This is a genomic window from Klebsiella sp. LY (assembly GCF_004010915.1).
GTDB lineage: Bacteria > Pseudomonadota > Gammaproteobacteria > Enterobacterales > Enterobacteriaceae > Klebsiella > Klebsiella quasipneumoniae.
This window is the reverse complement of record NZ_CP022444.1, coordinates 1,996,867-2,019,710: the sequence shown is the minus strand read 5'-3', so window position 1 is coordinate 2,019,710 and position 22,844 is coordinate 1,996,867. Positions and strand designations below refer to the sequence as shown.

The following is a 22,844-nucleotide window of genomic DNA, read 5'->3' as shown; positions in this document are numbered from 1 at the left end:
CCTTGTTATCAGGCACGGGAACGTAAACGATCCAGTTTCTCAACCTTCTGACGAATGCGCTGTTGTTTGAGCGGTGACAGATAATCAATAAACAGTTTGCCGACCAGATGATCCATCTCATGCTGAATACAGATAGCCAGCAGGCCATCGGCCTCCAGTTCAAATGGCTTACCGTCGCGATCCAGCGCGCGGATCTTCACTTTTTCCGCACGCGGCACCAGGGCGCGCTGTTCCGGAATAGACAGGCAGCCTTCTTCAATGCCGGTTTCGCCATCTTTTTCCAGCAGCTCCGGGTTGATTAACACCAGCTGCTCTTCACGATTTTCCGACACATCAATAACGATAATGCGCTGATGGATATCGACCTGGGTCGCGGCCAGACCAATGCCCTCCTCAGCGTACATGGTGTCGAACATATCATCGACGATACGCTGAATTTCCGCATTCACTTCTTTGACCGGCTCGGCGACTTTGCGAAGGCGCTCGTCCGGAATATGTAACACTTGCAAAACTGCCATAAAGTTCCAGAGTCGTATTCAGGAGTTGATAAGATTATTAGCTCTATTCTAGACAAAACACCCTGCAATTGACAGTCTCACTGTCCAATCGCAAAGATTGTCAATACCGCTTATGGCAGGGGGTAAGGATGACGCCCGACGAGATTTGGCTGCGGCTGATGAAGGTCAGTAGCTTGTATGGCGACAGGATGGTAGAGATCGCTCAGCGCTTATGCGCAGCCGCCAGCATTGATCATGAAGCGCTGCATGCCGTCGGGATGACCGCGGCGCAGGCAACGTTATTTTTTCGGCTTGACGGGCGTGAGCTTGACGAGACGCGGCGCTGGCTGGAGCACCCGGAACATCATCTGTTACTGGCCGACGATCCACGCTTTCCGCTGCGGCTAAGGGCCATCGTTGATTATCCCGGCGCGTTGCTGGTCAGCGGCGATCCCGCTCTGCTTCACAGCGCGCAGCTTGCCGTTATTGGCAGTCGCTTGCATTCCTGGTATGGCGCTCGCTGGGGGAAGCTGTTCAGCGAAACGTTGGCGCGTAAAGGGATGACTATCACCAGTGGGTTGGCGTTAGGCATTGATGGCGTCGCGCATCGCGGCGCGCTCGCGGCCGAGGGCAAAACCATCGCGGTACTGGGCAACGGACTGGGCCAGGTTTATCCGCGGCGCCATGCGAGCCTCGCCCAGCAGATCGTCGATAATGGCGGTGCGCTGGTGTCTGAATTTCCACTTATAACGCCGCCGCTTCCCGCGCATTTCCCCAGACGCAACCGGATTATCAGCGGCCTGAGCCTGGGCGTGCTGGTGGTTGAGGCGGCATTGAGAAGCGGTTCGCTGGTTACCGTCCGCTGTGCTCTGGAACAGGGAAGGGATGTGTTTGCCCTGCCTGGGCCGATAGGCAATCCGGGATCGGAAGGCCCACACTGGTTAATTAAACAAGGCGCGGTGCCGGTGACCTCGCCAGAGGATATTGTGGAATACTGGCACAACGAGCTGGCCTGGCTAACTGATACGTCTGATTCGATAAATAATTGCGCCGATCAGCCGTCTGTAGCATTGCCATTTCCGGAGCTCCTGGCTAACGTAGGAGATGAGGTAACACCTGTTGACGTTGTCGCTGAACGTGCCGGCCAATCTGTGCCAGTAACCGTAGCTCAGCTACTTGAACTGGAGTTAGCAGGCTGGATCGCAGCTGTACCCGGCGGCTATGTCCGATTAAGGAGGGCAAGCCATGTTCGACGTACTCATGTATTTGTTTGAAACTTACATCCATAGCGAAGCAGAAATGCGCGTGGATCAGGACAAACTGACGCGGGATCTTACCGACGCAGGTTTTGAGCGGGAAGATATCTATAACGCGTTAATGTGGCTCGAGAAACTGGCTGATTATCAGGAAGGTCTCGTTGAACCCATGCAGCTCGCTTCCGACCCGCTGTCGCTTCGGGTATATACCGAAGAGGAGTGCCAGCGTCTGGACGCCAGTTGCCGTGGGTTTTTACTCTTCCTCGAGCAGATTCAGGTGTTGAACCTCGAAACGCGAGAAATGGTGATAGAGCGCGTACTGGCGCTGGATACGGCAGAATTTGAGCTGGAGGACCTGAAATGGGTCATCCTGATGGTACTGTTCAATATTCCGGGCTGTGAAAACGCCTATCAGCAAATGGAAGAATTACTCTTCGAAGTAAATGAAGGTATGCTGCATTAATCTTTTTGCAGCAACATCGAGTTGTTATGACCAAATCAGCACTGTTTTCGGTGCGTAAAAATGAGCCCTGCCCACAGTGCGGGGCTGAACTGGTGATCCGTTCCGGGAAACATGGCCCGTTTCTCGGCTGTTCGCATTATCCGGACTGTGACTATATCCGTCCCCTGAAAAGTCAGGCTGACGGGCATGTCGTTAAGGTGCTGGAGGGGCAAGTATGCCCATCGTGCGGCGCGGTTATGGTGCTACGTCAGGGGCGTTTTGGGATGTTCATTGGCTGTAGCCACTATCCGGAATGCGAACATACTGAGGTAATTGATAAACCAGATGAGACGGCTATTGCTTGCCCACAGTGCGGACAAGGCCATCTGGTCCAGCGTCGTTCCCGTTTCGGTAAAACCTTTCACTCCTGCGATCGCTATCCTGATTGCCAGTTCGTTATCAATTTTAAACCGGTGGCGGGCGAATGCCCTGAATGCCATTACCCGCTGTTAATAGAAAAGAAGACGGCGCAGGGGCTCAGACGCTTCTGTGCCAGTAAACAATGTGGAAAGCCGATCCCGGCGGAATAAATCAGTGAACAATAACCTGCCCTCAGAAGCCGTCGCCCATGCCGTGGCGGTCCTGAATAATGAACATGTCATCGCCTATCCCACGGAAGCCGTTTTTGGCGTCGGCTGCGACCCTGACAGCGAAACGGCCGTTATGCGTCTGCTGGAGCTGAAGCAGCGTCCTGTTGAGAAGGGATTGATCCTTATCGCCGCTAGCTTTGAGCAACTCAAGCCATATATTGATGATTCACGGTTAAGTGATTCGCAGCGGGCAGCGATCTTTTCCTGCTGGCCAGGACCGGTGACGTTTGTATTCCCGGCGCGTCCTGAAACACCACGCTGGCTGACTGGTCGTTTTGATTCGCTGGCTGTACGCGTGACCAACCATCCGCTGGTGATTGAATTGTGCGAAGCCTACGGAAAACCGCTGGTCTCGACGAGCGCCAATCTCACCGGGCAACCGCCTTGCCGCACCACCGCAGAGGTCCGTGCTCAGTTTGGTGACAGCTTCCCGGTCGTGGATGGCGCTACGGGCGGACGGCAAAATCCATCTGAAATACGTGATGCCCTGACGGGTGAACTGTTCCGCCAGGGGTGAACCATGGAAACCTATGCTGTTTTTGGTAATCCGATCGCGCACAGCAAGTCGCCTTCTATTCACCAGCTGTTTGCCCGCCAGTTAGGGATTACCCATCCTTATGGACGTGTGCTGGCGCCGCTGGACGATTTTGTCTCTTCTCTCAATCAGTTTTTTGCGGAAGGAGGAAAGGGCGCCAATGTTACCGTTCCTTTTAAAGAAGAAGCCTTTGCGCGCGCGGATGAACTGACAGAACGCGCTGCGCTGGCGGGAGCGGTGAATACCCTGAAACGTCTCGAAGACGGGCGTTTGCTGGGCGACAACACGGACGGTATTGGTCTGCTGAGCGATCTGGAGCGTCTGGGATTCATTAAGCCACGCCAGCGGATCCTGCTTATCGGTGCCGGTGGCGCATCGCGTGGGGTGCTGCTGCCGCTGCTGTCGCTGGGATGTGCCGTCACGATCGTCAATCGCACCTACGCTCGTGCCCATGAGTTAGCCACGCTCTTCGCTCATACCGGCAGCGTCAGCGCAAGGGAGATGGATACCTTATCCGGGGAAACATTCGATCTGATCATCAATGCGACGTCCAGTGGAATAGACGGTGATGTACCGGCTATCCCGGCATCTGTTGTCAACGCTGACGTGTATTGCTATGACATGTTCTACCAGAAAGGGCCGACACCGTTTCTTCACTGGTGCCAGCAGCATGGCGCAACCCACTGTGCTGACGGGCTGGGAATGCTGGTGGCGCAAGCCGCCCATGCCGTTCTGCTATGGCACGGCGTCCTGCCGGCTATCACCCCGGTTATAGAAAGGCTGCAACAGGAACTGAATGCATGAATCAGGCGATTCAGTTTCCCGATCGGGAATCATGGGATGCCGAACGGCAGGGCGTGGTGTTTCCCGCGCTGGTTAATGGGATGCAATTAACCTGCGCAATTTCAGGGCAGATCCTGCAGCAGCGTTTTGGCGCAGAGGGGCCAGCGCAGTGGCTGGCCGCATTCCAGAAACATCGTTGGGATCTTGAGGAAGAGGCAGAGGCATTGATCCGCGATAATCAGGAGGATGCTCAGGGTTGGGTCTGGCTCTCCTGATCCAGATATTCATCTTTCCATTTCACATAGTTATTCGCTGAATACTTAAGGCCTTCCCGCTCCGCCTCTGTCAGGGGGCGGATCTGTTTGACCGGATTGCCAAAGTAAAGGAAGCCGCTTTCCAGCTGTTTGTTCTGCGGTACGAGACTTCCCGCGCCAATCATGACGTCATCGCCAACGACGACACCATCTAATAAGATCGAACCCATACCAACCAGTACGCGGTTGCCGATAGTGCAGCCGTGCAGCATCACTTTGTGGCCAACCGTCACATCCTCTCCAATGATCAGTGGATTACCCTCAGGCTTGTAAGAGGATTTATGGGTCACGTGTAGAACGCTGCCGTCCTGAATATTGCTGCGTTGACCTATCGATACATAGTTGACGTCGCCGCGAATGGCTACCAGAGGCCAGACGCTGACGTCATCGGCAATTCTGACATCACCGATAACGACGCTGGATGCGTCAATCATGACGCGAAGACCGATTTGCGGGAAAAATGCTTTATAGGGGCGAAGTTGAGCAGACATGTTGACCTCAAAAATAGGGGAGCGTAAGAAGACTTTGGTGGCTTTTATCTCGCTCTGCAACCCCTGAAAACGGTGAAAATTGAGCAAATCGTGCAATTACACGGCGAAAAGGGTGAAAAATCACCATTCAGAAAAAAAGATCGAAAAAAGGCTTGTGCAAAAAAATGGGATCCCTATAATGCGCACCCACTGACACGGCAGATGTGAATCACTTCACACAAACAGCCGGTTCGGTTGAAGAGAAAAATCCTGAAAAACGGGTTGACTCTGAAAGAGGAAAGCGTAATATACGCCACCTCGCGACAGAGCGCTAAAGCGCGTCGCAACTGCTCTTTAACAATTTATCAGACAATCTGTGTGGGCACTCAAAGTGACATGGATTCTTAATGTCTTCGGACAATAAATGAATACCAAGTCTCAAGAGTGAACACGTAATTCATTACGAAGTTTAATTCTTTGAGCATCAAACTTAAATTGAAGAGTTTGATCATGGCTCAGATTGAACGCTGGCGGCAGGCCTAACACATGCAAGTCGAGCGGTAGCACAGAGAGCTTGCTCTCGGGTGACGAGCGGCGGACGGGTGAGTAATGTCTGGGAAACTGCCTGATGGAGGGGGATAACTACTGGAAACGGTAGCTAATACCGCATAACGTCGCAAGACCAAAGTGGGGGACCTTCGGGCCTCATGCCATCAGATGTGCCCAGATGGGATTAGCTAGTAGGTGGGGTAACGGCTCACCTAGGCGACGATCCCTAGCTGGTCTGAGAGGATGACCAGCCACACTGGAACTGAGACACGGTCCAGACTCCTACGGGAGGCAGCAGTGGGGAATATTGCACAATGGGCGCAAGCCTGATGCAGCCATGCCGCGTGTATGAAGAAGGCCTTCGGGTTGTAAAGTACTTTCAGCGGGGAGGAAGGCGATAAGGTTAATAACCTTGTCGATTGACGTTACCCGCAGAAGAAGCACCGGCTAACTCCGTGCCAGCAGCCGCGGTAATACGGAGGGTGCAAGCGTTAATCGGAATTACTGGGCGTAAAGCGCACGCAGGCGGTCTGTCAAGTCGGATGTGAAATCCCCGGGCTCAACCTGGGAACTGCATTCGAAACTGGCAGGCTAGAGTCTTGTAGAGGGGGGTAGAATTCCAGGTGTAGCGGTGAAATGCGTAGAGATCTGGAGGAATACCGGTGGCGAAGGCGGCCCCCTGGACAAAGACTGACGCTCAGGTGCGAAAGCGTGGGGAGCAAACAGGATTAGATACCCTGGTAGTCCACGCCGTAAACGATGTCGATTTGGAGGTTGTGCCCTTGAGGCGTGGCTTCCGGAGCTAACGCGTTAAATCGACCGCCTGGGGAGTACGGCCGCAAGGTTAAAACTCAAATGAATTGACGGGGGCCCGCACAAGCGGTGGAGCATGTGGTTTAATTCGATGCAACGCGAAGAACCTTACCTGGTCTTGACATCCACAGAACTTAGCAGAGATGCTTTGGTGCCTTCGGGAACTGTGAGACAGGTGCTGCATGGCTGTCGTCAGCTCGTGTTGTGAAATGTTGGGTTAAGTCCCGCAACGAGCGCAACCCTTATCCTTTGTTGCCAGCGGTTCGGCCGGGAACTCAAAGGAGACTGCCAGTGATAAACTGGAGGAAGGTGGGGATGACGTCAAGTCATCATGGCCCTTACGACCAGGGCTACACACGTGCTACAATGGCATATACAAAGAGAAGCGACCTCGCGAGAGCAAGCGGACCTCATAAAGTATGTCGTAGTCCGGATTGGAGTCTGCAACTCGACTCCATGAAGTCGGAATCGCTAGTAATCGTAGATCAGAATGCTACGGTGAATACGTTCCCGGGCCTTGTACACACCGCCCGTCACACCATGGGAGTGGGTTGCAAAAGAAGTAGGTAGCTTAACCTTCGGGAGGGCGCTTACCACTTTGTGATTCATGACTGGGGTGAAGTCGTAACAAGGTAACCGTAGGGGAACCTGCGGTTGGATCACCTCCTTACCTTAAAGAACCTGCCTTTGTAGTGCTCACACAGATTGTTTGATAAATAATAAATTTCAAAATGTACTGCAAAGTGCATTGTGAAATTTTGCTCTTTAAAAATCTGGATCAAGCTGAAAATTGAAACGACACACAGTTAATGTGTGTTCGAGTCTCTCAAATTTTCGCGACACGATGATGTTTTACGAAACATCTTCGGGTTGTGAGGTTAAGCGACTAAGCGTACACGGTGGATGCCCTGGCAGTCAGAGGCGATGAAGGACGTGCTAATCTGCGAAAAGCGTCGGTAAGGTGATATGAACCGTTATAGCCGGCGATGTCCGAATGGGGAAACCCAGTGCAATTCGTTGCACTATCGTTAACTGAATACATAGGTTAACGAGGCGAACCGGGGGAACTGAAACATCTAAGTACCCCGAGGAAAAGAAATCAACCGAGATTCCCCCAGTAGCGGCGAGCGAACGGGGAGCAGCCCAGAGTCTGAATCAGCTTGTGTGTTAGTGGAACGGTCTGGAAAGTCCGACGGTACAGGGTGATAGTCCCGTACACCAAAATGCACAGGCTGTGAACTCGAAGAGTAGGGCGGGACACGTGGTATCCTGTCTGAATATGGGGGGACCATCCTCCAAGGCTAAATACTCCTGACTGACCGATAGTGAACCAGTACCGTGAGGGAAAGGCGAAAAGAACCCCGGCGAGGGGAGTGAAAAAGAACCTGAAACCGTGTACGTACAAGCAGTGGGAGCACCTTTATGGTGTGACTGCGTACCTTTTGTATAATGGGTCAGCGACTTATATTCTGTAGCAAGGTTAACCGTATAGGGGAGCCGCAGGGAAACCGAGTCTTAACTGGGCGTTAAGTTGCAGGGTATAGACCCGAAACCCGGTGATCTAGCCATGGGCAGGTTGAAGGTTGGGTAACACTAACTGGAGGACCGAACCGACTAATGTTGAAAAATTAGCGGATGACTTGTGGCTGGGGGTGAAAGGCCAATCAAACCGGGAGATAGCTGGTTCTCCCCGAAAGCTATTTAGGTAGCGCCTCGTGAACTCATCTTCGGGGGTAGAGCACTGTTTCGGCTAGGGGGTCATCCCGACTTACCAACCCGATGCAAACTACGAATACCGAAGAATGTTATCACGGGAGACACACGGCGGGTGCTAACGTCCGTCGTGAAGAGGGAAACAACCCAGACCGCCAGCTAAGGTCCCAAAGTCATGGTTAAGTGGGAAACGATGTGGGAAGGCACAGACAGCCAGGATGTTGGCTTAGAAGCAGCCATCATTTAAAGAAAGCGTAATAGCTCACTGGTCGAGTCGGCCTGCGCGGAAGATGTAACGGGGCTAAACCATGCACCGAAGCTGCGGCAGCGACACGATGTGTTGTTGGGTAGGGGAGCGTTCTGTAAGCCTGCGAAGGTGACCTGTGAGGGTTGCTGGAGGTATCAGAAGTGCGAATGCTGACATAAGTAACGATAAAGCGGGTGAAAAGCCCGCTCGCCGGAAGACCAAGGGTTCCTGTCCAACGTTAATCGGGGCAGGGTGAGTCGACCCCTAAGGCGAGGCCGAAAGGCGTAGTCGATGGGAAACAGGTTAATATTCCTGTACTTGGTGTTACTGCGAAGGGGGGACGGAGAAGGCTATGTTAGCCGGGCGACGGTTGTCCCGGTTTAAGCATGTAGGCTGATTATCCAGGCAAATCCGGATAATCAAGGCTGAGGTGTGATGACGAGGCACTACGGTGCTGAAGTAACAAATGCCCTGCTTCCAGGAAAAGCCTCTAAGCATCAGGTAACATCAAATCGTACCCCAAACCGACACAGGTGGTCAGGTAGAGAATACCAAGGCGCTTGAGAGAACTCGGGTGAAGGAACTAGGCAAAATGGTGCCGTAACTTCGGGAGAAGGCACGCTGGTGTGTAGGTGAAGTCCCTGCGGATGGAGCTGAGACCAGTCGAAGATACCAGCTGGCTGCAACTGTTTATTAAAAACACAGCACTGTGCAAACACGAAAGTGGACGTATACGGTGTGACGCCTGCCCGGTGCCGGAAGGTTAATTGATGGGGTTATCCGTAAGGAGAAGCTCTTGATCGAAGCCCCGGTAAACGGCGGCCGTAACTATAACGGTCCTAAGGTAGCGAAATTCCTTGTCGGGTAAGTTCCGACCTGCACGAATGGCGTAATGATGGCCAGGCTGTCTCCACCCGAGACTCAGTGAAATTGAACTCGCTGTGAAGATGCAGTGTACCCGCGGCAAGACGGAAAGACCCCGTGAACCTTTACTATAGCTTGACACTGAACATTGAGCCTTGATGTGTAGGATAGGTGGGAGGCTTTGAAGCGTGGACGCCAGTCTGCGTGGAGCCAACCTTGAAATACCACCCTTTAATGTTTGATGTTCTAACGTTGGCCCCTTATCGGGGTTGCGGACAGTGTCTGGTGGGTAGTTTGACTGGGGCGGTCTCCTCCCAAAGCGTAACGGAGGAGCACGAAGGTTAGCTAATCCTGGTCGGACATCAGGAGGTTAGTGCAATGGCATAAGCTAGCTTGACTGCGAGCGTGACGGCGCGAGCAGGTGCGAAAGCAGGTCATAGTGATCCGGTGGTTCTGAATGGAAGGGCCATCGCTCAACGGATAAAAGGTACTCCGGGGATAACAGGCTGATACCGCCCAAGAGTTCATATCGACGGCGGTGTTTGGCACCTCGATGTCGGCTCATCACATCCTGGGGCTGAAGTAGGTCCCAAGGGTATGGCTGTTCGCCATTTAAAGTGGTACGCGAGCTGGGTTTAGAACGTCGTGAGACAGTTCGGTCCCTATCTGCCGTGGGCGCTGGAGAATTGAGGGGGGCTGCTCCTAGTACGAGAGGACCGGAGTGGACGCATCACTGGTGTTCGGGTTGTCATGCCAATGGCACTGCCCGGTAGCTAAATGCGGAAGAGATAAGTGCTGAAAGCATCTAAGCACGAAACTTGCCCCGAGATGAGTTCTCCCTGAGACTTTAAGTCTCCTGAAGGAACGTTGAAGACGACGACGTTGATAGGCCGGGTGTGTAAGCGCAGCGATGCGTTGAGCTAACCGGTACTAATGAACCGTGAGGCTTAACCTTACAACGCCGAAGATGTTTTGGCGGATTTGAGAAGATTTTCAGCTGATACAGATTAGTCGATGCGTCCGCAGGGCGTGTTGATAAAACAGAATTTGCCTGGCGGCACTAGCGCGGTGGTCCCACCTGACCCCATGCCGAACTCAGAAGTGAAACGCCGTAGCGCCGATGGTAGTGTGGGGTCTCCCCATGTGAGAGTAGGGAACTGCCAGGCATCAAATTTAGCGTGCTGATATGGCTCAGTTGGTAGAGCGCACCCTTGGTAAGGGTGAGGTCCCCAGTTCGACTCTGGGTATCAGCACCACTTTTTAGGTTAAAGTTCGGCACGTTGTAAAGAATTTGCCTGGCGACAATAGCGCGGCGGTCCCACCTGACCCCATGCCGAACTCAGAAGTGAAACGTCGTAGCGCCGATGGTAGTGTGGGGTCTCCCCATGTGAGAGTAGGGAATCGCCAGGCATCAAATAAAGCAGAAGGCCCAGTCGAAAGACTGGGCCTTCTGCTTTTGTGTTATCTGTTATCTGTTATCTGTTGATAAACAGTCCTGCCACCAGGGGAAACCCGTCAAAGTCGATTTGCTCGTAATGCAGCAAGGGACAGAGAGTTTATTTGCCCGGTTGTCATGTGGATGATGCGCAGAAGAGCAGATACAGGTTCGACGCTAGCCCCAGTATCTGCTGGTCGGGGGTGAATTAGCGGGTCAACGCAACGATCCCTAACGTGAGACCGGCTACCGCGGCGGCCCCCCCGGCGATCGCGCCTGCCGTGTCCCAATTGTCTTCTGTTGTGCCCTTCATACAGGTATTGGTGTGGACTAAGCGGCCTTGCGAGTCATAAACCGGCACGCAGGGAGAGTCATGGGCACAGCCTGCCAGCAGAGAGGCCAGCAGCGCCACGATTAAATACTTTTTCATGATATTACCTCTGGATAATCCGCAGGGTTGTACTGAAAGCCAGTGCAGAACGGAATGGCTTATTTTATCACCGCGGATTGTCCGGCCCGGATGCCGAAATCATCTCAATATATGAGCCACGTAAATATCGTGAAGATAAGCAGGGGAATATGCAGAAAAGATGGAGAGAAAGATCGTCTCCCCGCGCTGCCGCACGCGATAGAGGTTGTCAGATAGCGGGAAGCTGAGCGGGTTGCTAATATGCCTGGCGAAAAAAAAGCGCCCGCAGGGGGCGCCTTTAAAACCAGGCCGGGTTATTCAGCGTGCCGGGTAAAACGTCGTCTGACGACCACAAAGAAGACCGGAACAAAGAAGATCGCCAGCAGTGTCGCGGTTAGCATCCCGCCCATGACGCCGGTACCTACCGCATTCTGCGCCCCGCTGCCGGCACCATGGCTAATCACCAGCGGCATGACTCCGAGAATAAAAGCCAGAGAGGTCATCAGAATGGGTCGCAGGCGCATCCGCGATGCCTCCAGGGTTGCTTCAATGATCCCTTTCCCCTCTTTCTCCATCAGATCCTTGGCGAATTCGACGATCAGGATCGCGTTCTTCGCCGACAAACCGATCGTGGTCAGAAGGCCTACCTGAAAGTACACGTCATTATTCAGCCCACGCAGCGTGGCGGCTAACAGCGCGCCGATCACCCCCAGCGGAACCACTAACATGACTGAGAATGGAATCGACCAGCTCTCATACAGCGCCGCCAGGCACAGGAAGACGACAATCAGCGAGATGGCATAAAGCGCGGGAGCCTGGTTGCCGGAAAGGCGTTCCTGGTAAGACATCCCGGTCCAGTCGTAACCAATGCCGCTCGGCAGCTTACTGGCCAGCGCTTCCATCAGCGCCATGGCTTCCCCGGTACTTTTACCCGGCGAGGCTTCACCGAGGATTTCCATGGAGGGTAAACCGTTGTAGCGTTCCAGACGCGGCGAGCCATAAATCCAGCGCGAAGTGACGAAGGCGGAGAACGGGACCATTTCGCCATTGGCGCTACGAACATACATATTGTTAATGTCGCTCGGCAGCATACGGAAATGGGCATCAGCCTGGACGTACACTTTCTTGACGCGACCACGGTCAATAAAGTCATTGACGTAGTACCCGCCCAGCGCGGCTGATATCGTTTCATTGATATCGGAGAGCGATACGCCCAGCGCCTGCGCTTTTTCCTGGTCGACATCCAGTTTGAACTGCGGCGTATCTTCCAGCCCATTAGGCCGTACCCGCACCAGCTGATCCGGATGCTGTTTCACCATGCCCAGCAGTTGATTGCGCGCCTGCGTCAGGGCGGTATGACCTAGCCCGCCCTGGTCGATCAGCTCAAAGTCGAAGCCGGTGGCGGTACCCAGCTCAATAATGGCAGGCATGTTGAACGGGAAAACCATGGCGTCCTTGATCTGGCTGAAGGCCACGGTGGCTCGCTTGATGATGGACTCCACGCTGTTTTCATCACCGCTGCGCGCTTCCCAGGGTTTCAGGCTGACAAACGCCATGCCGGAGTTTTGCCCCTGGCCGCTGAAGCTGAAGCCGTTCACGGTAAAGACGCTGTCGACGTTAGCCTTCTCCTTATGTAGATAGTAGTCGGTCACGGTATCCAGCACTTTCTGTGTCCGCTCCTGGGTGGCGCCGGAGGGCAGCTGGATCATGGTCAGGAAGACCCCCTGGTCTTCATCGGGTAGAAAGGATGTCGGGAGACGCATAAACAGCACGGCCATTCCCACGACGATCAGCAGATAGATCACCAGGTAACGGCCGGTTCCACGCAAAATACCGCTGACGCTGTTGGTGTAGTGGTTAACGCTCTGGTCAAAGCGGGCGTTAAACCAGCCGAAGAAGCCTTTTTTCTCATGGTGTTCGATCGAGGACGGCTTTAACAACGTGGCGCAGAGCGCTGGCGTCAGGACCAGGGCAACCAGCACGGAGAGCGCCATGGCGGAAACGATGGTGATCGAAAACTGGCGATAAATCGCGCCGGTGGAACCGCCGAAGAAGGCCATCGGCACGAATACCGCAGAGAGCACCATGGCGATACCCACCAGCGCCCCCTGGATCTGCGACATCGACTTTTCCGTCGCTTCTTTTGGCGAGAGTTTTTCCTCAACCATCACGCGCTCAACGTTTTCCACTACGACGATAGCGTCATCGACCAGCAGACCTATCGCCAGCACCATGCCAAACATCGTCAGGGTGTTGATGGAGTAGCCAAACATCGACAGTACGGCGAAGGTGCCCAACAGCACGACGGGCACGGCAATGGTCGGAATGAGCGTTGCGCGCATGTTCTGCAGGAACAGATACATGACAAGGAAGACGAGAATAATCGCTTCAAATAGCGTTTTGACCACTTCGTGAATAGAGATTTTAACGAAAGGGGTCGTATCGTACGGATAGACCACCTTCATTCCCTGGGGGAAGTAAGGCTGCAGTTCGGCCAGCTTCGCTTTAATCGCCGTGGCGGTATCCAGCGCGTTGGCGCCGGTCGCAAGCTTAATACCCAGACCAGAGGCGGGCTTACCGTTAATTCTGGCGACGACGTTGTAGTTCTCTCCGCCCAGCTCAATGCGGGCGACATCTTTCAGATGGACGACAGAGCCATCGGCATTGACCCGCAGCGTGACCTTGCCAAACTCCTGCGGATCTTTAAGCCGCGTCTGGGCAATGATCGACGCATTGAGCTGCTGGCCTTTTAGCGCTGGCGTACCGCCCAGCTGGCCGGCGGCGATCTGATCGTTCTGAACCTGCAGCGCATTAATGACATCCACTGGCGTCAGGTTGTATTTGTTCAGCAGGTTGCCATCCAGCCAGATGCGCATGGCGTACTGTGCGCCAAACAGCTGGACATCGCCCACACCGTTGAGGCGGCTGATGGGATCTTTAACATTAGAGGCGACATAGTCGGAAATATCGTCCTGGGTAGTGACCGGGTTATCAGAGATAAAGCCGGCCACCAGCAGGAAGCTGCTGCTGGACTTTTCTACGCTAATTCCCTGCTGCTGGACTTCCTGAGGCAGCAGCGGGGTGGCCAGCTGCAGTTTGTTTTGCACCTGCACCTGGGCGATATCCGGATCGGTGCCGGACTTAAAGGTAAGCGTGATGGTTACTGAGCCGGCGGAATCGCTGGTCGACGACATATACATCAGGTTGTCGATACCGTTCATGTTCTGCTCAATAACCTGAGTGACCGTGTCCTGCACGGTCTGGGCATCCGCACCAGGATAGGTAGCGGAGATCGCCACCGCAGGGGGCGCTATCGTCGGATACTGCGCTATCGGCAACTGCAGAATGGCCAGACCTCCGGCAATCATCATGATGATCGCCAGCACCCAGGCAAAGACTGGTCGATGGATAAAAAACTTAGACATGGCTGGGTATCCTTATTGTGCGACCGGTGCCGCACGCTCCGCTTCTGCTTTAACGGTGACGCCTGGACGGACTTTCTGTAAGCCGCTGATAATCACCTTATCGCCCGGCTTCAGCCCGCTGGTGATAAGCCACTTATCGCCCACGGCCTGGGAAGCTACCACCTGACGGGTTTCAACCTGGTTTTTGTCATTCACCAGCATGACGGAGGCATCGCCCCGCGGCGTACGGGTCACCCCCTGCTGCGGCACCAGGATGGCCTGCGGATCGGTGCCTTCATCGATGCGGGCGCGAACGAACATTCCCGGCAGCAGGACATGCTGTGGGTTAGGGAAGATAGCGCGCAGGGTAATTGAACCTGTACTTTCATCGACAGTCACGTCGGAGAACTGCAGCGAACCCTTAAGCGGATAGGCCTGACCGTTCTCCATCACCAGCTCAACGCTTTTGGTGTCGCCGCCGCGTTGCAGGCTTTCCTGCTTAAGGCGCATGAAGTCATTGCTGGATTCAGTCACGTCGACGTAGATCGGATCGAGCTGCTGGACGGTAGCCAGGGCATCCGACTGACCGTTGGTGACCAACGCTCCCTCGGTGACGCTCGATTTACCGATGCGTCCGCTAATGGGAGAGGTCACTTTGGTGTAGGCCAGGTTGATGCGGGCGCTTTCCACGGAGGCTTTGGTGGCGATGACGTCAGCGTCGGCCTGGCGGGCGGTGGCCACCGCCTGATCGTATTCCTGCTGACTGATATACTTGGTGCCCAGCAGCGGAACGTAGCGTTTCACCGTTAAATGGGCGATGGCGGCTGCGGCTTCGGCTTTAGCCTCATCGCCCTTGGCGCTGTTCCACGCCGCCTGGTAGGTTGCCGGATCAATCTGATAGAGCGACTGGCCTGCTTCGACATCGCTTCCTTCAACAAAGTTACGCTTCAGGATGATACCGCTTACCTGAGGGCGGACTTCCGCCACGCGAAAAGCTGAAGTTCGGCCTGGCAGTTCGGTGGTGACCGACAGCGGCGCGCTGTTCACGACATGGACCGTCACCTGCGGCGCCTGGGCATGGGGTTGCGGGTTGTCCGAATTATCGCAGCCGGTAAGCAATAAGGCCGAGATAATTAAACCGGATAAAAGTGTCACTCTGGCGTGAGTTGTCATGGCGGTTCCTTATAGATTACGTGCCAAATTCGGCGGCGAATCTGTGAAAGAAAGAGGGAATTAAAAAGCAGTTTGCCATCCTACAAATAAACGCCGCTGGATGTAAGGGATACTTATTTTTGAGCAATCAGCAAGGCACGCAAAAACAAAAAAGCGCGCAGGATTTTTTTGCTATTTACCTCAATTGTAAAACTTAATAAATAGACATCAATTCAGTGAATGGGTTATTTATTAATATTATTTTGGGTAATTTATTTGGCGGCAGCTTCAGAATTAACTTGTCTGCATTTTTGCTAAAAAATATTCCATGACAAATGTTAGGTTAAGCGATCTTCAGAAAATCCTGAATAACCTGTCTGACGGGAAGGGGCTTGTATGGCTAGAAAAACGAAAGAAGAGGCGCTACGCACGCGGCAGCTCCTGATTGAGTCCGCGATCCAGCAGTTCGCCCTGCGGGGGGTGACCAACACAACCCTGACGGATATTGCTGATGCGGCGGGAGTGACCCGCGGCGCCGTATACTGGCATTTTGCCAGTAAGACTGAGCTGTTTAATGAAATGTGGCAGCAGCAGCCACCGCTCAGGGATTTGATTCAGCATAGCCTCGTAACAGAGAATGAACAGGAGCCGTTAAATGCATTGCGCGAGCGGTTTATTACCGGGCTCCGCTATATTGCTGCGAATCCTCGCCAGCGCGCGCTGATGCAAATTCTTTATCAGCGCTGCGAGTTTGCCAATGATATGCTTTCGGAAAACGAAATTCGCCAGCGCATTGGTTTTAATTATTCGCTGATTGGCGGCATGCTTCAGCGCTGTGTGCGTAACAATATATTGCCAGCCGAAACAAATATTGAAGTGATATTAATTGTTTTACACAGCGCCTTTTCCGGGCTGATTAAAAACTGGCTGCTCGATCCGCAACGCTTCGATCTTTATCAGCAGGCGCCTGCGCTGGTGGATAATGTTATGGCGGTAGTCTGTGCTGCTCATGTATCGGAGGCGCCGGTACTGCGGGCGGTGAATCAGTGATGTGTCCCGCTGTCGCAGGTAATAAAAAAGGCGCTTCCCCATGCCGAAGAGCGCCTTTTATATCAAGCAAGCAACTGACTAGTATCAGTTCATGCCGTATTTTTTCAGTTTTTTACGCAGCGTACCGCGGTTGATGCCCATCATCAGGGCAGCGCGGGTCTGGTTACCACGGGTGTATTGCATCACCATGTCCAACAGGGGCTGTTCAACTTCAGCCAGTACCAGCTCATACAGGTCATTCACATCCTGACCGTTCAGTTGAGCAAAATAGTTCTTCAGTGCCTGTTTAACCGAGTCACGCAGGGGCTTTTGAGTTACCTGATCCTGAGAGTTAACGGTAGAAACGGTCAGTACGTCAGAATTTACGCGTTGTTCGAACATAGTTCTGTCAGCTCTTTATTTCTATTACGCAAAATTTTCGAAGTATGCCTCCAACGCCTCCAGCTGTTCGCTGGCATCCTCAATGGCGTTGAATGTGCGCCGAAACTGGTCATCTGGAGCATGTTCCTGAAGATACCAGGAGACGTGTTTACGCGCGATTCGGTACCCTTTTGCCTGACCATAAAAGTCATGCAATTCCCGAACGTGCGCACAAAGCAAGCGCTTGACCTCTGCCAGCGGCAGCGGGGGCAGCAGCTCTCCAGTGTCCAGATAATGCTGGATTTCCCGAAAGATCCAGGGTCTTCCCTGAGCTGCACGGCCTATCATCAGGGCATCAGCCCCTGTATAGTCGAGCACAGCTCTGGCTTTAAGCGGGTCAGTAATGTCGCCATTCGCGATAATCGGAATGGAAACTTTCTGCTTAACTGCCCGAATACTGTCGTACTCAGCGTCTCCGTTAAACAAGCAGGCGCGGGTGCGTCCGTGAATAGTCAGAGCCTGAATGCCACACTCTTCGGCCAGTTGGGCAATCTCTACGCAGTTACGGTGTTCCGGTTCCCAACCGGTGCGAATCTTGAGAGTCACAGGAACGTCCACCGCATTCACGACCGCCGTCAGGATCGACTTCACCTGGTCGGGGTACTGCAAGAGGGCTGAACCTGCAAGCTTGCGATTCACCTTTTTCGCCGGGCATCCCATATTGATATCAATAATCTGGGCGCCGCTTTCCACGTTAATCCGCGCGGCGGCAGCCATCTCTTCCGGCACGCTACCGGCGATTTGCACGGTACGAATACCGGGCTCATCAATATGCACCATCCGTAAACGGGACTTGTCGCTCTCCCACACCTGTGGGTTAGAGGACATCATCTCGGAAACGGTTAAACCCGCTCCCATCTCGTAGCACAGCGTCCGGAATGGTCTGTCAGTAATGCCAGCCATGGGCGCTGCGATCAGGCGATTTCTGAGCTGGTGGTGTCCGATGCGCATGAGTTAAGAAATGACCATACTGTGACTGCAAGGCGGCGTATATTACGCATTTTTTGCACGAGATGAAAGGCCAAACTTTGAGCAATCCTCTGTTGCAGATCAATGAATCCGGGACTAACGTAAAAGGGATGAATAAATACTTATATTAATCATTGATTTAATGGCTGATGGATAATTTGTGTCCATTTATAAAATCATAAAACTTCTCGATTTTTCTTAGACAAACTCGCTACCAGGCGATATAAAACGCTGTTTTTATAGTCAAAAAAGTGCTCTGTAGTGCGATCTGCCTCTCATTTCCTGGCATTATTTGGTGGCTACTGGAAACAAAAATGCGGCCCACAGGCCGCATTGCACTTAGTTTTTCCGGCCGGTGATCCGGCACCACTCCTCTTTCTCGACCACCGGGTCAAGGGTGAAGAGATCGGCGTAGGCTTCACAGACGCTCTCCGCCTGGCTGGCAAGGATGCCGGAAAGCCCCAGCAAACCGCCTGAAACGGGCAGGACGCTGATTAACGGCGCCAGCTCACGTAACGGGCCAGCCAGGATATTGGCGACCACGACGTCGGCTTTCATCGACTCGGGCTGGTCCTGAGGAAGATAGAGCTCCAGACGCTCAGAGACGCCGTTACGCTGTGCGTTATCGCGGCTGGCCTGAATAGCCTGCGGGTCGATATCAATGCCGATCGCTTTTGCGGCTCCCAGCTTCAGCGCGGCAATCGCCAGGATGCCGGAACCGCAGCCGAAATCAATGACCGTTTTTCCGTTGAGGTCGAGTCCATCGAGCCACTGCAGGCACAGGGATGTCGTCGGGTGCGTGCCGGTACCGAAGGCCAGACCCGGATCGAGCATCACGTTGACGGCATTTTCATCCGGAACGTCGCGCCAGCTCGGGCAGATCCACAGCCGCTCACCGAAGCGCATCGGATGGAAGTTATCCATCCATTCCCGCTCCCAGTCTTTATCTTCCAGCTGCTCGATCTTATGCGCGAATCCGGCGCCCAGCAGCGGGTGCTGCTCCAGTTGGGCAACGACCGCTTTCATATCGGTTTCGGCATCGAACAGGCCGATCACGTCGGTGTCGCCCCACAGCCGGGTTTCCCCGGGTAACGGCTCAAATACCGGCGTATCGTGCGTATCCTGGAAGGTGATCGAGACCGATCCGGCCTCCATCAGCGCATCGCTAAGATCTTCAGCGTTCGCGCCGGTGGTATTTAGTTTCAGTTGGATCCATGGCATAGCAAAACTCTTTATTTATCAGTAGTCAAAATAGGTGGCTGTGGTGCGGGACGGCCGAAACGATTCCCTGCCACAAACGCCAGTAAACTCAGCAGCAGCGCGGGAACGATCGGATGGAAGCCGAGAAACTGCACTTTCAGCGTGGCAAGTACGGCATACAGTACACCACCCACGATCATCGCGCTCAGCGCGCCAGCCGCGTTGGCACGTTCCCAATACAGGCCCAGCACCAGCGGCCACAGAAAGACGGCTTCCAGGCCGCCGAAGGCCAGCAGGTTCAGCCAGATAATCATCTCTGGCGGTCGCCAGGCCGCGAGCAGCAGCAGGACACCCAACAGGAGCGTAATGCCGGCGGACATGCGTTTTAGCCGCTTTTCGTTAGTCGCCTGATCCGGACGCCAGTTCAGATACAGATCCTTGATGATCGTAGCGGAACTTTGCAGAAGTTGGGCATTGATCGTCGACATAATCGCCGCCATCGGCGCGGCCAGAAAGATCCCTGCCGCAAAGGGCGGGAGCACTTTGACCATCAGCGTCGGGATCACCAGATCCGGTACGGTGAGGTCAGGGATCACCGCCCGACCTAACGCGCCGGCCAGGTGCATGCCAAACATCAGGATCGCCACCACGATGGTGCCGATAATGATGCCGCGATGCACGGCTTTGCTGTCTTTGTAGGAGATACAGCGCACGGCGGTATGCGGGAGGCCTATCACGCCGAAGCAGACCAGCACCCAAAACGAGGCCATAAAGGTTGGTGAGAGGATATCTTCCGCCCCCTGAGGGGACACCAGCTTGACATCGATCGACTGCAGGGTCTCTACCGCATGGCCAATCCCGCCGGCGGCGTGGATCACCCCCACCAGCAGCACGATCGTGCCGATCAGCATCACCATGCCCTGCATGGTGTCGTTGAGCACGCTGGCGCGAAAGCCGCCATAAGCGGTATACAGCGCGATGCTGATGCCGAAGATCAGCAGACCGGTATCGTAGGGAATACCCGCAGCCGTCTCCAGCAGGCGGGCACCGCCGATAAACTGGACGGTCATGGCGCCAACGAAGGCTACCAGCAGACTCAGGCTGGCCAGCCAGACCAGCAGACGACTCTGGTAGCGCGCAAACAGCATGTCATTGAGGGTGACGGCGTTGTAACGGCGCGCAAGAATGGCGAATTTTTTTCCCAGTACGCCCAGCGACAGCCAGATGGCGGGAAGCTGGATCATTGCCAGCAGCACCCAGCCCAGGCCGTATTTATAGGCGGCGCCGGGTCCGCCGATAAATGAGCTGGCGCTGATATAGGTGGCGGTTAGCGTCATGGCCAGCACGAAGCCGCCCATCGAGCGGCTGCCGAGAAAGTACTCATTCAGAAAGTTTCCTGAGGCTCGTTTTCGCATGGCGTAAAGGGATAAGCCGAACACCACCACCAGATAGGCGATCAGGGGAATAATGACCTCAAACTGCATCATCGTCCTCCAGAGGAATGTCGCGAAAAACCAGTTTGACCATCGCCCAGCACAGCAGAATAAACAGCAGCGGAACCAGCAGGCAGGCCATTTCAAACCAGTGGGGCAGGCCGGTAAAACCGATAGCCACCCCCGGCAGATAGGCGGCGGCCAGCCAGGCGGCAAGATAGAGAAGGGTCAGCCACAGCGCCCAGCGCGCTTCTTTGTGGGCCTGAACAAAGCGTTTGTCCATTTTTTGTCCCTTGAGGATGAAGAAAGCGGGGATTGTACCGCATGGTATAGATGAGGAGAGAGAAAAAGAAAAAAGGCCGGAAAATCCGGCCTTTTGCTGAGAATGCAGAATTATTTTTCCTGCAAGCCGAGTTTTTTCTCCAGATAGTGGATGTTGGTGCCACCATGCTGGAAGTTCTCGTCGCTCATAATGCGCATCTGCAGATCGACGTTGGTCTTGATGCCATCGATGATCAGCTCCTGCAGCGCATTCTTCATGCGGGCAATCGCCACGTCACGGCTTTCGCCGTAGCAGATCAGTTTGCCGATCATGGAGTCATAGTACGGCGGTACGGTGTAACCGGCGTAAATATGGGACTCCCAGCGCACGCCAAAGCCGCCCGGCGCGTGGAAACGGGTAATTTTACCCGGGCTCGGCAGGAAGGTGTTCGGGTCTTCGGCGTTGATACGGCATTCCACCGCATGGCCGCGAACCACCACTTCATCCTGCTTGATGGACAGCGGCTGACCGGCTGCGATACGCAGCTGCTCTTTGATCAGGTCAACGCCGGTGATCATTTCAGTTACCGGATGCTCTACCTGGATACGGGTGTTCATTTCAATGAAGTAGAACTCGCCGTTTTCGAACAGGAACTCAAAGGTACCCGCCCCGCGGTAGCCGATATCGACACAGGCTTTCGCGCAACGCTCGCCGATGTAGCGACGCAGTTCCGGGGTGATGCCCGGCGCCGGCGCTTCTTCGACCACTTTCTGGTGACGGCGCTGCATGGAGCAATCACGTTCAGCCAGATAGATAGCGTTACCCTGACCGTCCGCCAGCACCTGAATTTCGATGTGACGCGGGTTTTCCAGGTATTTCTCCATGTAGACCATGTCGTTGTTGAAAGCCGCTTTGGCTTCCGCTTTGGTCATGGAGATGGACTGGGCCAGTTCAGCATCGCTGCGCACAACGCGCATACCGCGACCGCCGCCGCCGCCGGAGGCCTTGATGATCACCGGATAGCCGATGCGTTTGGCATGGGCGCGGTTAGCGTCCATGTCGTCGGTCAGCGGGCCGTCAGAACCGGGTACGGTCGGGACGCCGGCTTTTTTCATGGCGGTGATCGCGGACACTTTGTCGCCCATCAGGCGGATGGTGTCGGCTTTCGGGCCGATGAAGATAAAGCCGGAGCGCTCAACCTGCTCAGCAAAGTTGGCGTTCTCAGAGAGGAAGCCATACCCCGGGTGAATTGCTACCGCGCCGGTGATCTCAGCGGCGCTGATGATAGCCGGGATGTTCAGATAGCTTTTTACGGACGGAGCCGGACCGATGCAGACCGTCTCATCCGCTAACAATACGTGTTTTAGATCGCGATCCGCGGTGGAATGCACAGCAACGGTCTTGATGCCCAGTTCTTTACAGGCACGCAGGATGCGCAGTGCGATCTCGCCACGGTTAGCGATGACAATTTTATCCAGCATGTTCGCCTCGTTACTCGATAACTACCAGCGGCTCGTCGAATTCTACCGGTTGGCCGCTTTCGATCAGAATGGCTTTCACCACGCCGGCTTTGTCGGCTTCGATCTGGTTCATCATTTTCATCGCTTCGACGATGCACAGGGTGTCGCCCACGTTAACTTTCTGGCCAACTTCCACAAACGCTTTCGCGTCCGGGCTTGGCGTACGATAGAAAGTACCAACCATCGGGGAACGTACGATGTGACCACTGATTTCCGCTTTTGCCGGCGCTTCTGCTGCTGCAGCTGGCGCGGCAGCCGCGGCGGCAGGTGCCTGAGGCTGCATCATCGGCGCAGCATAAGCCTGCTGCATAACCGGATAGCTTGCGGCCGGTGCAGAGCGGCTGATGCGAACAGACTCTTCGCCTTCAGAAATTTCCAGTTCGGAGATACCTGATTCTTCAACCAGCTCGATCAGTTTTTTAATCTTACGAATATCCATGAGTGGGTTCCGTACTCT

At 54.3% G+C, this 22,844-nt stretch carries 19 protein-coding genes, 1 tRNA gene and 4 rRNA genes; 12 read left to right on the top strand and 12 right to left on the bottom strand.

The features are described 5' to 3' along the window. Nucleotides 1–8: 8 nt before the first annotated feature. Nucleotides 9–518 carry a peptide deformylase gene (gene def / locus CE636_RS12755; protein WP_004206802.1) on the bottom strand — a complete coding sequence of 170 codons (510 nt, stop codon included), beginning with the start codon at nt 516–518 and terminating at the stop codon, nt 9–11. 128 nt (nt 519–646) lie between these two features. On the opposite strand from def, the gene dprA reads away from it, so the two are divergent. Genes dprA through CE636_RS12725 form a run of 6 tightly spaced genes read left to right on the top strand, consistent with a single transcriptional unit; the run spans nt 647 to nt 4,438 of the window. After that, nucleotides 647–1,771, top strand: a complete 1,125-nt coding sequence (gene dprA, locus CE636_RS12750; protein WP_017900612.1) for a DNA-protecting protein DprA — start codon at nt 647–649, stop codon at nt 1,769–1,771. Next, nucleotides 1,743–2,216: a DUF494 family protein Smg gene (smg, locus tag CE636_RS12745; RefSeq protein WP_002919137.1), complete on the top strand. Its 474-nt coding sequence runs from the start codon at nt 1,743–1,745 to the stop codon at nt 2,214–2,216. The genes dprA and smg overlap by 29 nt, the downstream gene beginning before the upstream one ends. A 26-nt stretch (nt 2,217–2,242) precedes the next feature. After that, a complete protein-coding gene (locus CE636_RS12740; RefSeq protein WP_017900613.1) occupies nt 2,243–2,785 on the top strand; it encodes a type I DNA topoisomerase in 543 nt (180 codons plus the stop codon). A 4-nt stretch (nt 2,786–2,789) separates the two neighbouring features. Continuing rightward, nucleotides 2,790–3,362 carry an L-threonylcarbamoyladenylate synthase type 1 TsaC gene (tsaC, locus tag CE636_RS12735; protein ID WP_004206805.1) on the top strand — a complete coding sequence of 191 codons (573 nt, stop codon included), beginning with the start codon at nt 2,790–2,792 and terminating at the stop codon, nt 3,360–3,362. 3 nt (nt 3,363–3,365) lie between these two features. Beyond that, the gene (aroE, locus tag CE636_RS12730; protein WP_017900614.1) at nt 3,366–4,184 is read left to right on the top strand and encodes a shikimate dehydrogenase; all 819 of its coding nucleotides are present in this window, start codon (nt 3,366–3,368) and stop codon (nt 4,182–4,184) included. Beyond that, nucleotides 4,181–4,438, top strand: a complete 258-nt coding sequence (locus tag CE636_RS12725; protein ID WP_004206807.1) for a DUF1488 domain-containing protein — start codon at nt 4,181–4,183, stop codon at nt 4,436–4,438. Before aroE ends, CE636_RS12725 begins: the two co-directional genes overlap by 4 nt. Here CE636_RS12725 and CE636_RS12720 read toward each other — a convergent pair. Further along, nucleotides 4,414–4,968, bottom strand: a complete 555-nt coding sequence (locus tag CE636_RS12720) for a gamma carbonic anhydrase family protein (RefSeq protein ID WP_023319228.1) — start codon at nt 4,966–4,968, stop codon at nt 4,414–4,416. The genes CE636_RS12725 and CE636_RS12720 overlap by 25 nt on opposite strands. Before the next feature lie 471 nt (nt 4,969–5,439). Here CE636_RS12720 and CE636_RS12710 point away from each other — a divergent pair. From CE636_RS12710 to rrf (CE636_RS12690), 5 genes are all read left to right on the top strand, one after another. After that, nucleotides 5,440–6,979, top strand: a 16S ribosomal RNA gene (locus tag CE636_RS12710). Nucleotides 6,980–7,185: 206 nt separating this feature from the next. Further along, a 23S ribosomal RNA gene (locus CE636_RS12705) occupies nt 7,186–10,088 on the top strand. Between the two features lie 95 nt (nt 10,089–10,183). After that, nucleotides 10,184–10,299, top strand: a 5S ribosomal RNA gene (rrf, locus tag CE636_RS12700). Between the two features lie 14 nt (nt 10,300–10,313). Then, a tRNA-Thr gene (locus CE636_RS12695) sits at nt 10,314–10,389 on the top strand. A 38-nt stretch (nt 10,390–10,427) separates the two neighbouring features. After that, nucleotides 10,428–10,543 (top strand): 5S ribosomal RNA (rrf, locus tag CE636_RS12690). Together the 16S, 23S and 5S rRNA genes with 1 tRNA gene alongside form the textbook arrangement of a ribosomal RNA operon. Before the next feature lie 233 nt (nt 10,544–10,776). Here the strand turns inward: rrf (CE636_RS12690) and CE636_RS12685 are convergent. From CE636_RS12685 to CE636_RS12675, 3 genes are all read right to left on the bottom strand, one after another. Beyond that, a complete protein-coding gene (locus tag CE636_RS12685) occupies nt 10,777–10,998 on the bottom strand; it encodes a membrane protein (protein WP_004206262.1) in 222 nt (73 codons plus the stop codon). 293 nt (nt 10,999–11,291) lie between these two features. Then, nucleotides 11,292–14,402, bottom strand: a complete 3,111-nt coding sequence (locus tag CE636_RS12680; protein ID WP_017899940.1) for an efflux RND transporter permease subunit — start codon at nt 14,400–14,402, stop codon at nt 11,292–11,294. 12 nt (nt 14,403–14,414) lie between these two features. After that, entirely contained in the window at nt 14,415–15,554 is a 1,140-nt protein-coding gene (locus CE636_RS12675) for an efflux RND transporter periplasmic adaptor subunit (protein ID WP_017899939.1), read from the bottom strand. Nucleotides 15,555–15,929: 375 nt separating this feature from the next. On the opposite strand from CE636_RS12675, the gene envR reads away from it, so the two are divergent. Beyond that, complete coding sequence (envR, locus tag CE636_RS12670; RefSeq protein WP_004206257.1) at nt 15,930–16,583, top strand: acrEF/envCD operon transcriptional regulator; 654 nt, start codon at nt 15,930–15,932, stop codon at nt 16,581–16,583. Between the two features lie 84 nt (nt 16,584–16,667). Here envR and fis read toward each other — a convergent pair whose 3' ends face one another. The 7 genes from fis to accB form a co-directional block, all read right to left on the bottom strand. Then, nucleotides 16,668–16,964 (bottom strand): DNA-binding transcriptional regulator Fis, encoded by a 297-nt coding sequence (fis, locus tag CE636_RS12665; RefSeq protein WP_000462905.1) that lies wholly within the window; start codon nt 16,962–16,964, stop codon nt 16,668–16,670. A 24-nt stretch (nt 16,965–16,988) separates the two neighbouring features. Continuing rightward, the gene (dusB, locus tag CE636_RS12660) at nt 16,989–17,954 is read right to left on the bottom strand and encodes a tRNA dihydrouridine synthase DusB (protein ID WP_004144972.1); all 966 of its coding nucleotides are present in this window, start codon (nt 17,952–17,954) and stop codon (nt 16,989–16,991) included. Nucleotides 17,955–18,311: 357 nt separating this feature from the next. Next, a complete protein-coding gene (gene prmA, locus CE636_RS12655) occupies nt 18,312–19,193 on the bottom strand; it encodes a 50S ribosomal protein L11 methyltransferase (protein WP_004144971.1) in 882 nt (293 codons plus the stop codon). 11 nt (nt 19,194–19,204) lie between these two features. Then, nucleotides 19,205–20,656, bottom strand: a complete 1,452-nt coding sequence (gene panF, locus CE636_RS12650; RefSeq protein WP_017899938.1) for a sodium/pantothenate symporter — start codon at nt 20,654–20,656, stop codon at nt 19,205–19,207. After that, nucleotides 20,646–20,888, bottom strand: coding sequence for a DUF997 family protein (locus tag CE636_RS12645; protein ID WP_004206253.1), 243 nt, complete (start codon nt 20,886–20,888; stop codon nt 20,646–20,648). Before CE636_RS12645 ends, panF begins: the two co-directional genes overlap by 11 nt. Nucleotides 20,889–20,998: 110 nt before the next feature. Further along, the gene (gene accC / locus CE636_RS12640) at nt 20,999–22,348 is read right to left on the bottom strand and encodes an acetyl-CoA carboxylase biotin carboxylase subunit (RefSeq protein WP_004174096.1); all 1,350 of its coding nucleotides are present in this window, start codon (nt 22,346–22,348) and stop codon (nt 20,999–21,001) included. Between the two features lie 10 nt (nt 22,349–22,358). Then, on the bottom strand, nt 22,359–22,826 hold the full coding sequence (accB, locus tag CE636_RS12635; RefSeq protein ID WP_004206250.1) for an acetyl-CoA carboxylase biotin carboxyl carrier protein: 468 nt from the start codon (nt 22,824–22,826) through the stop codon (nt 22,359–22,361). Nucleotides 22,827–22,844 lie beyond the last annotated feature (18 nt).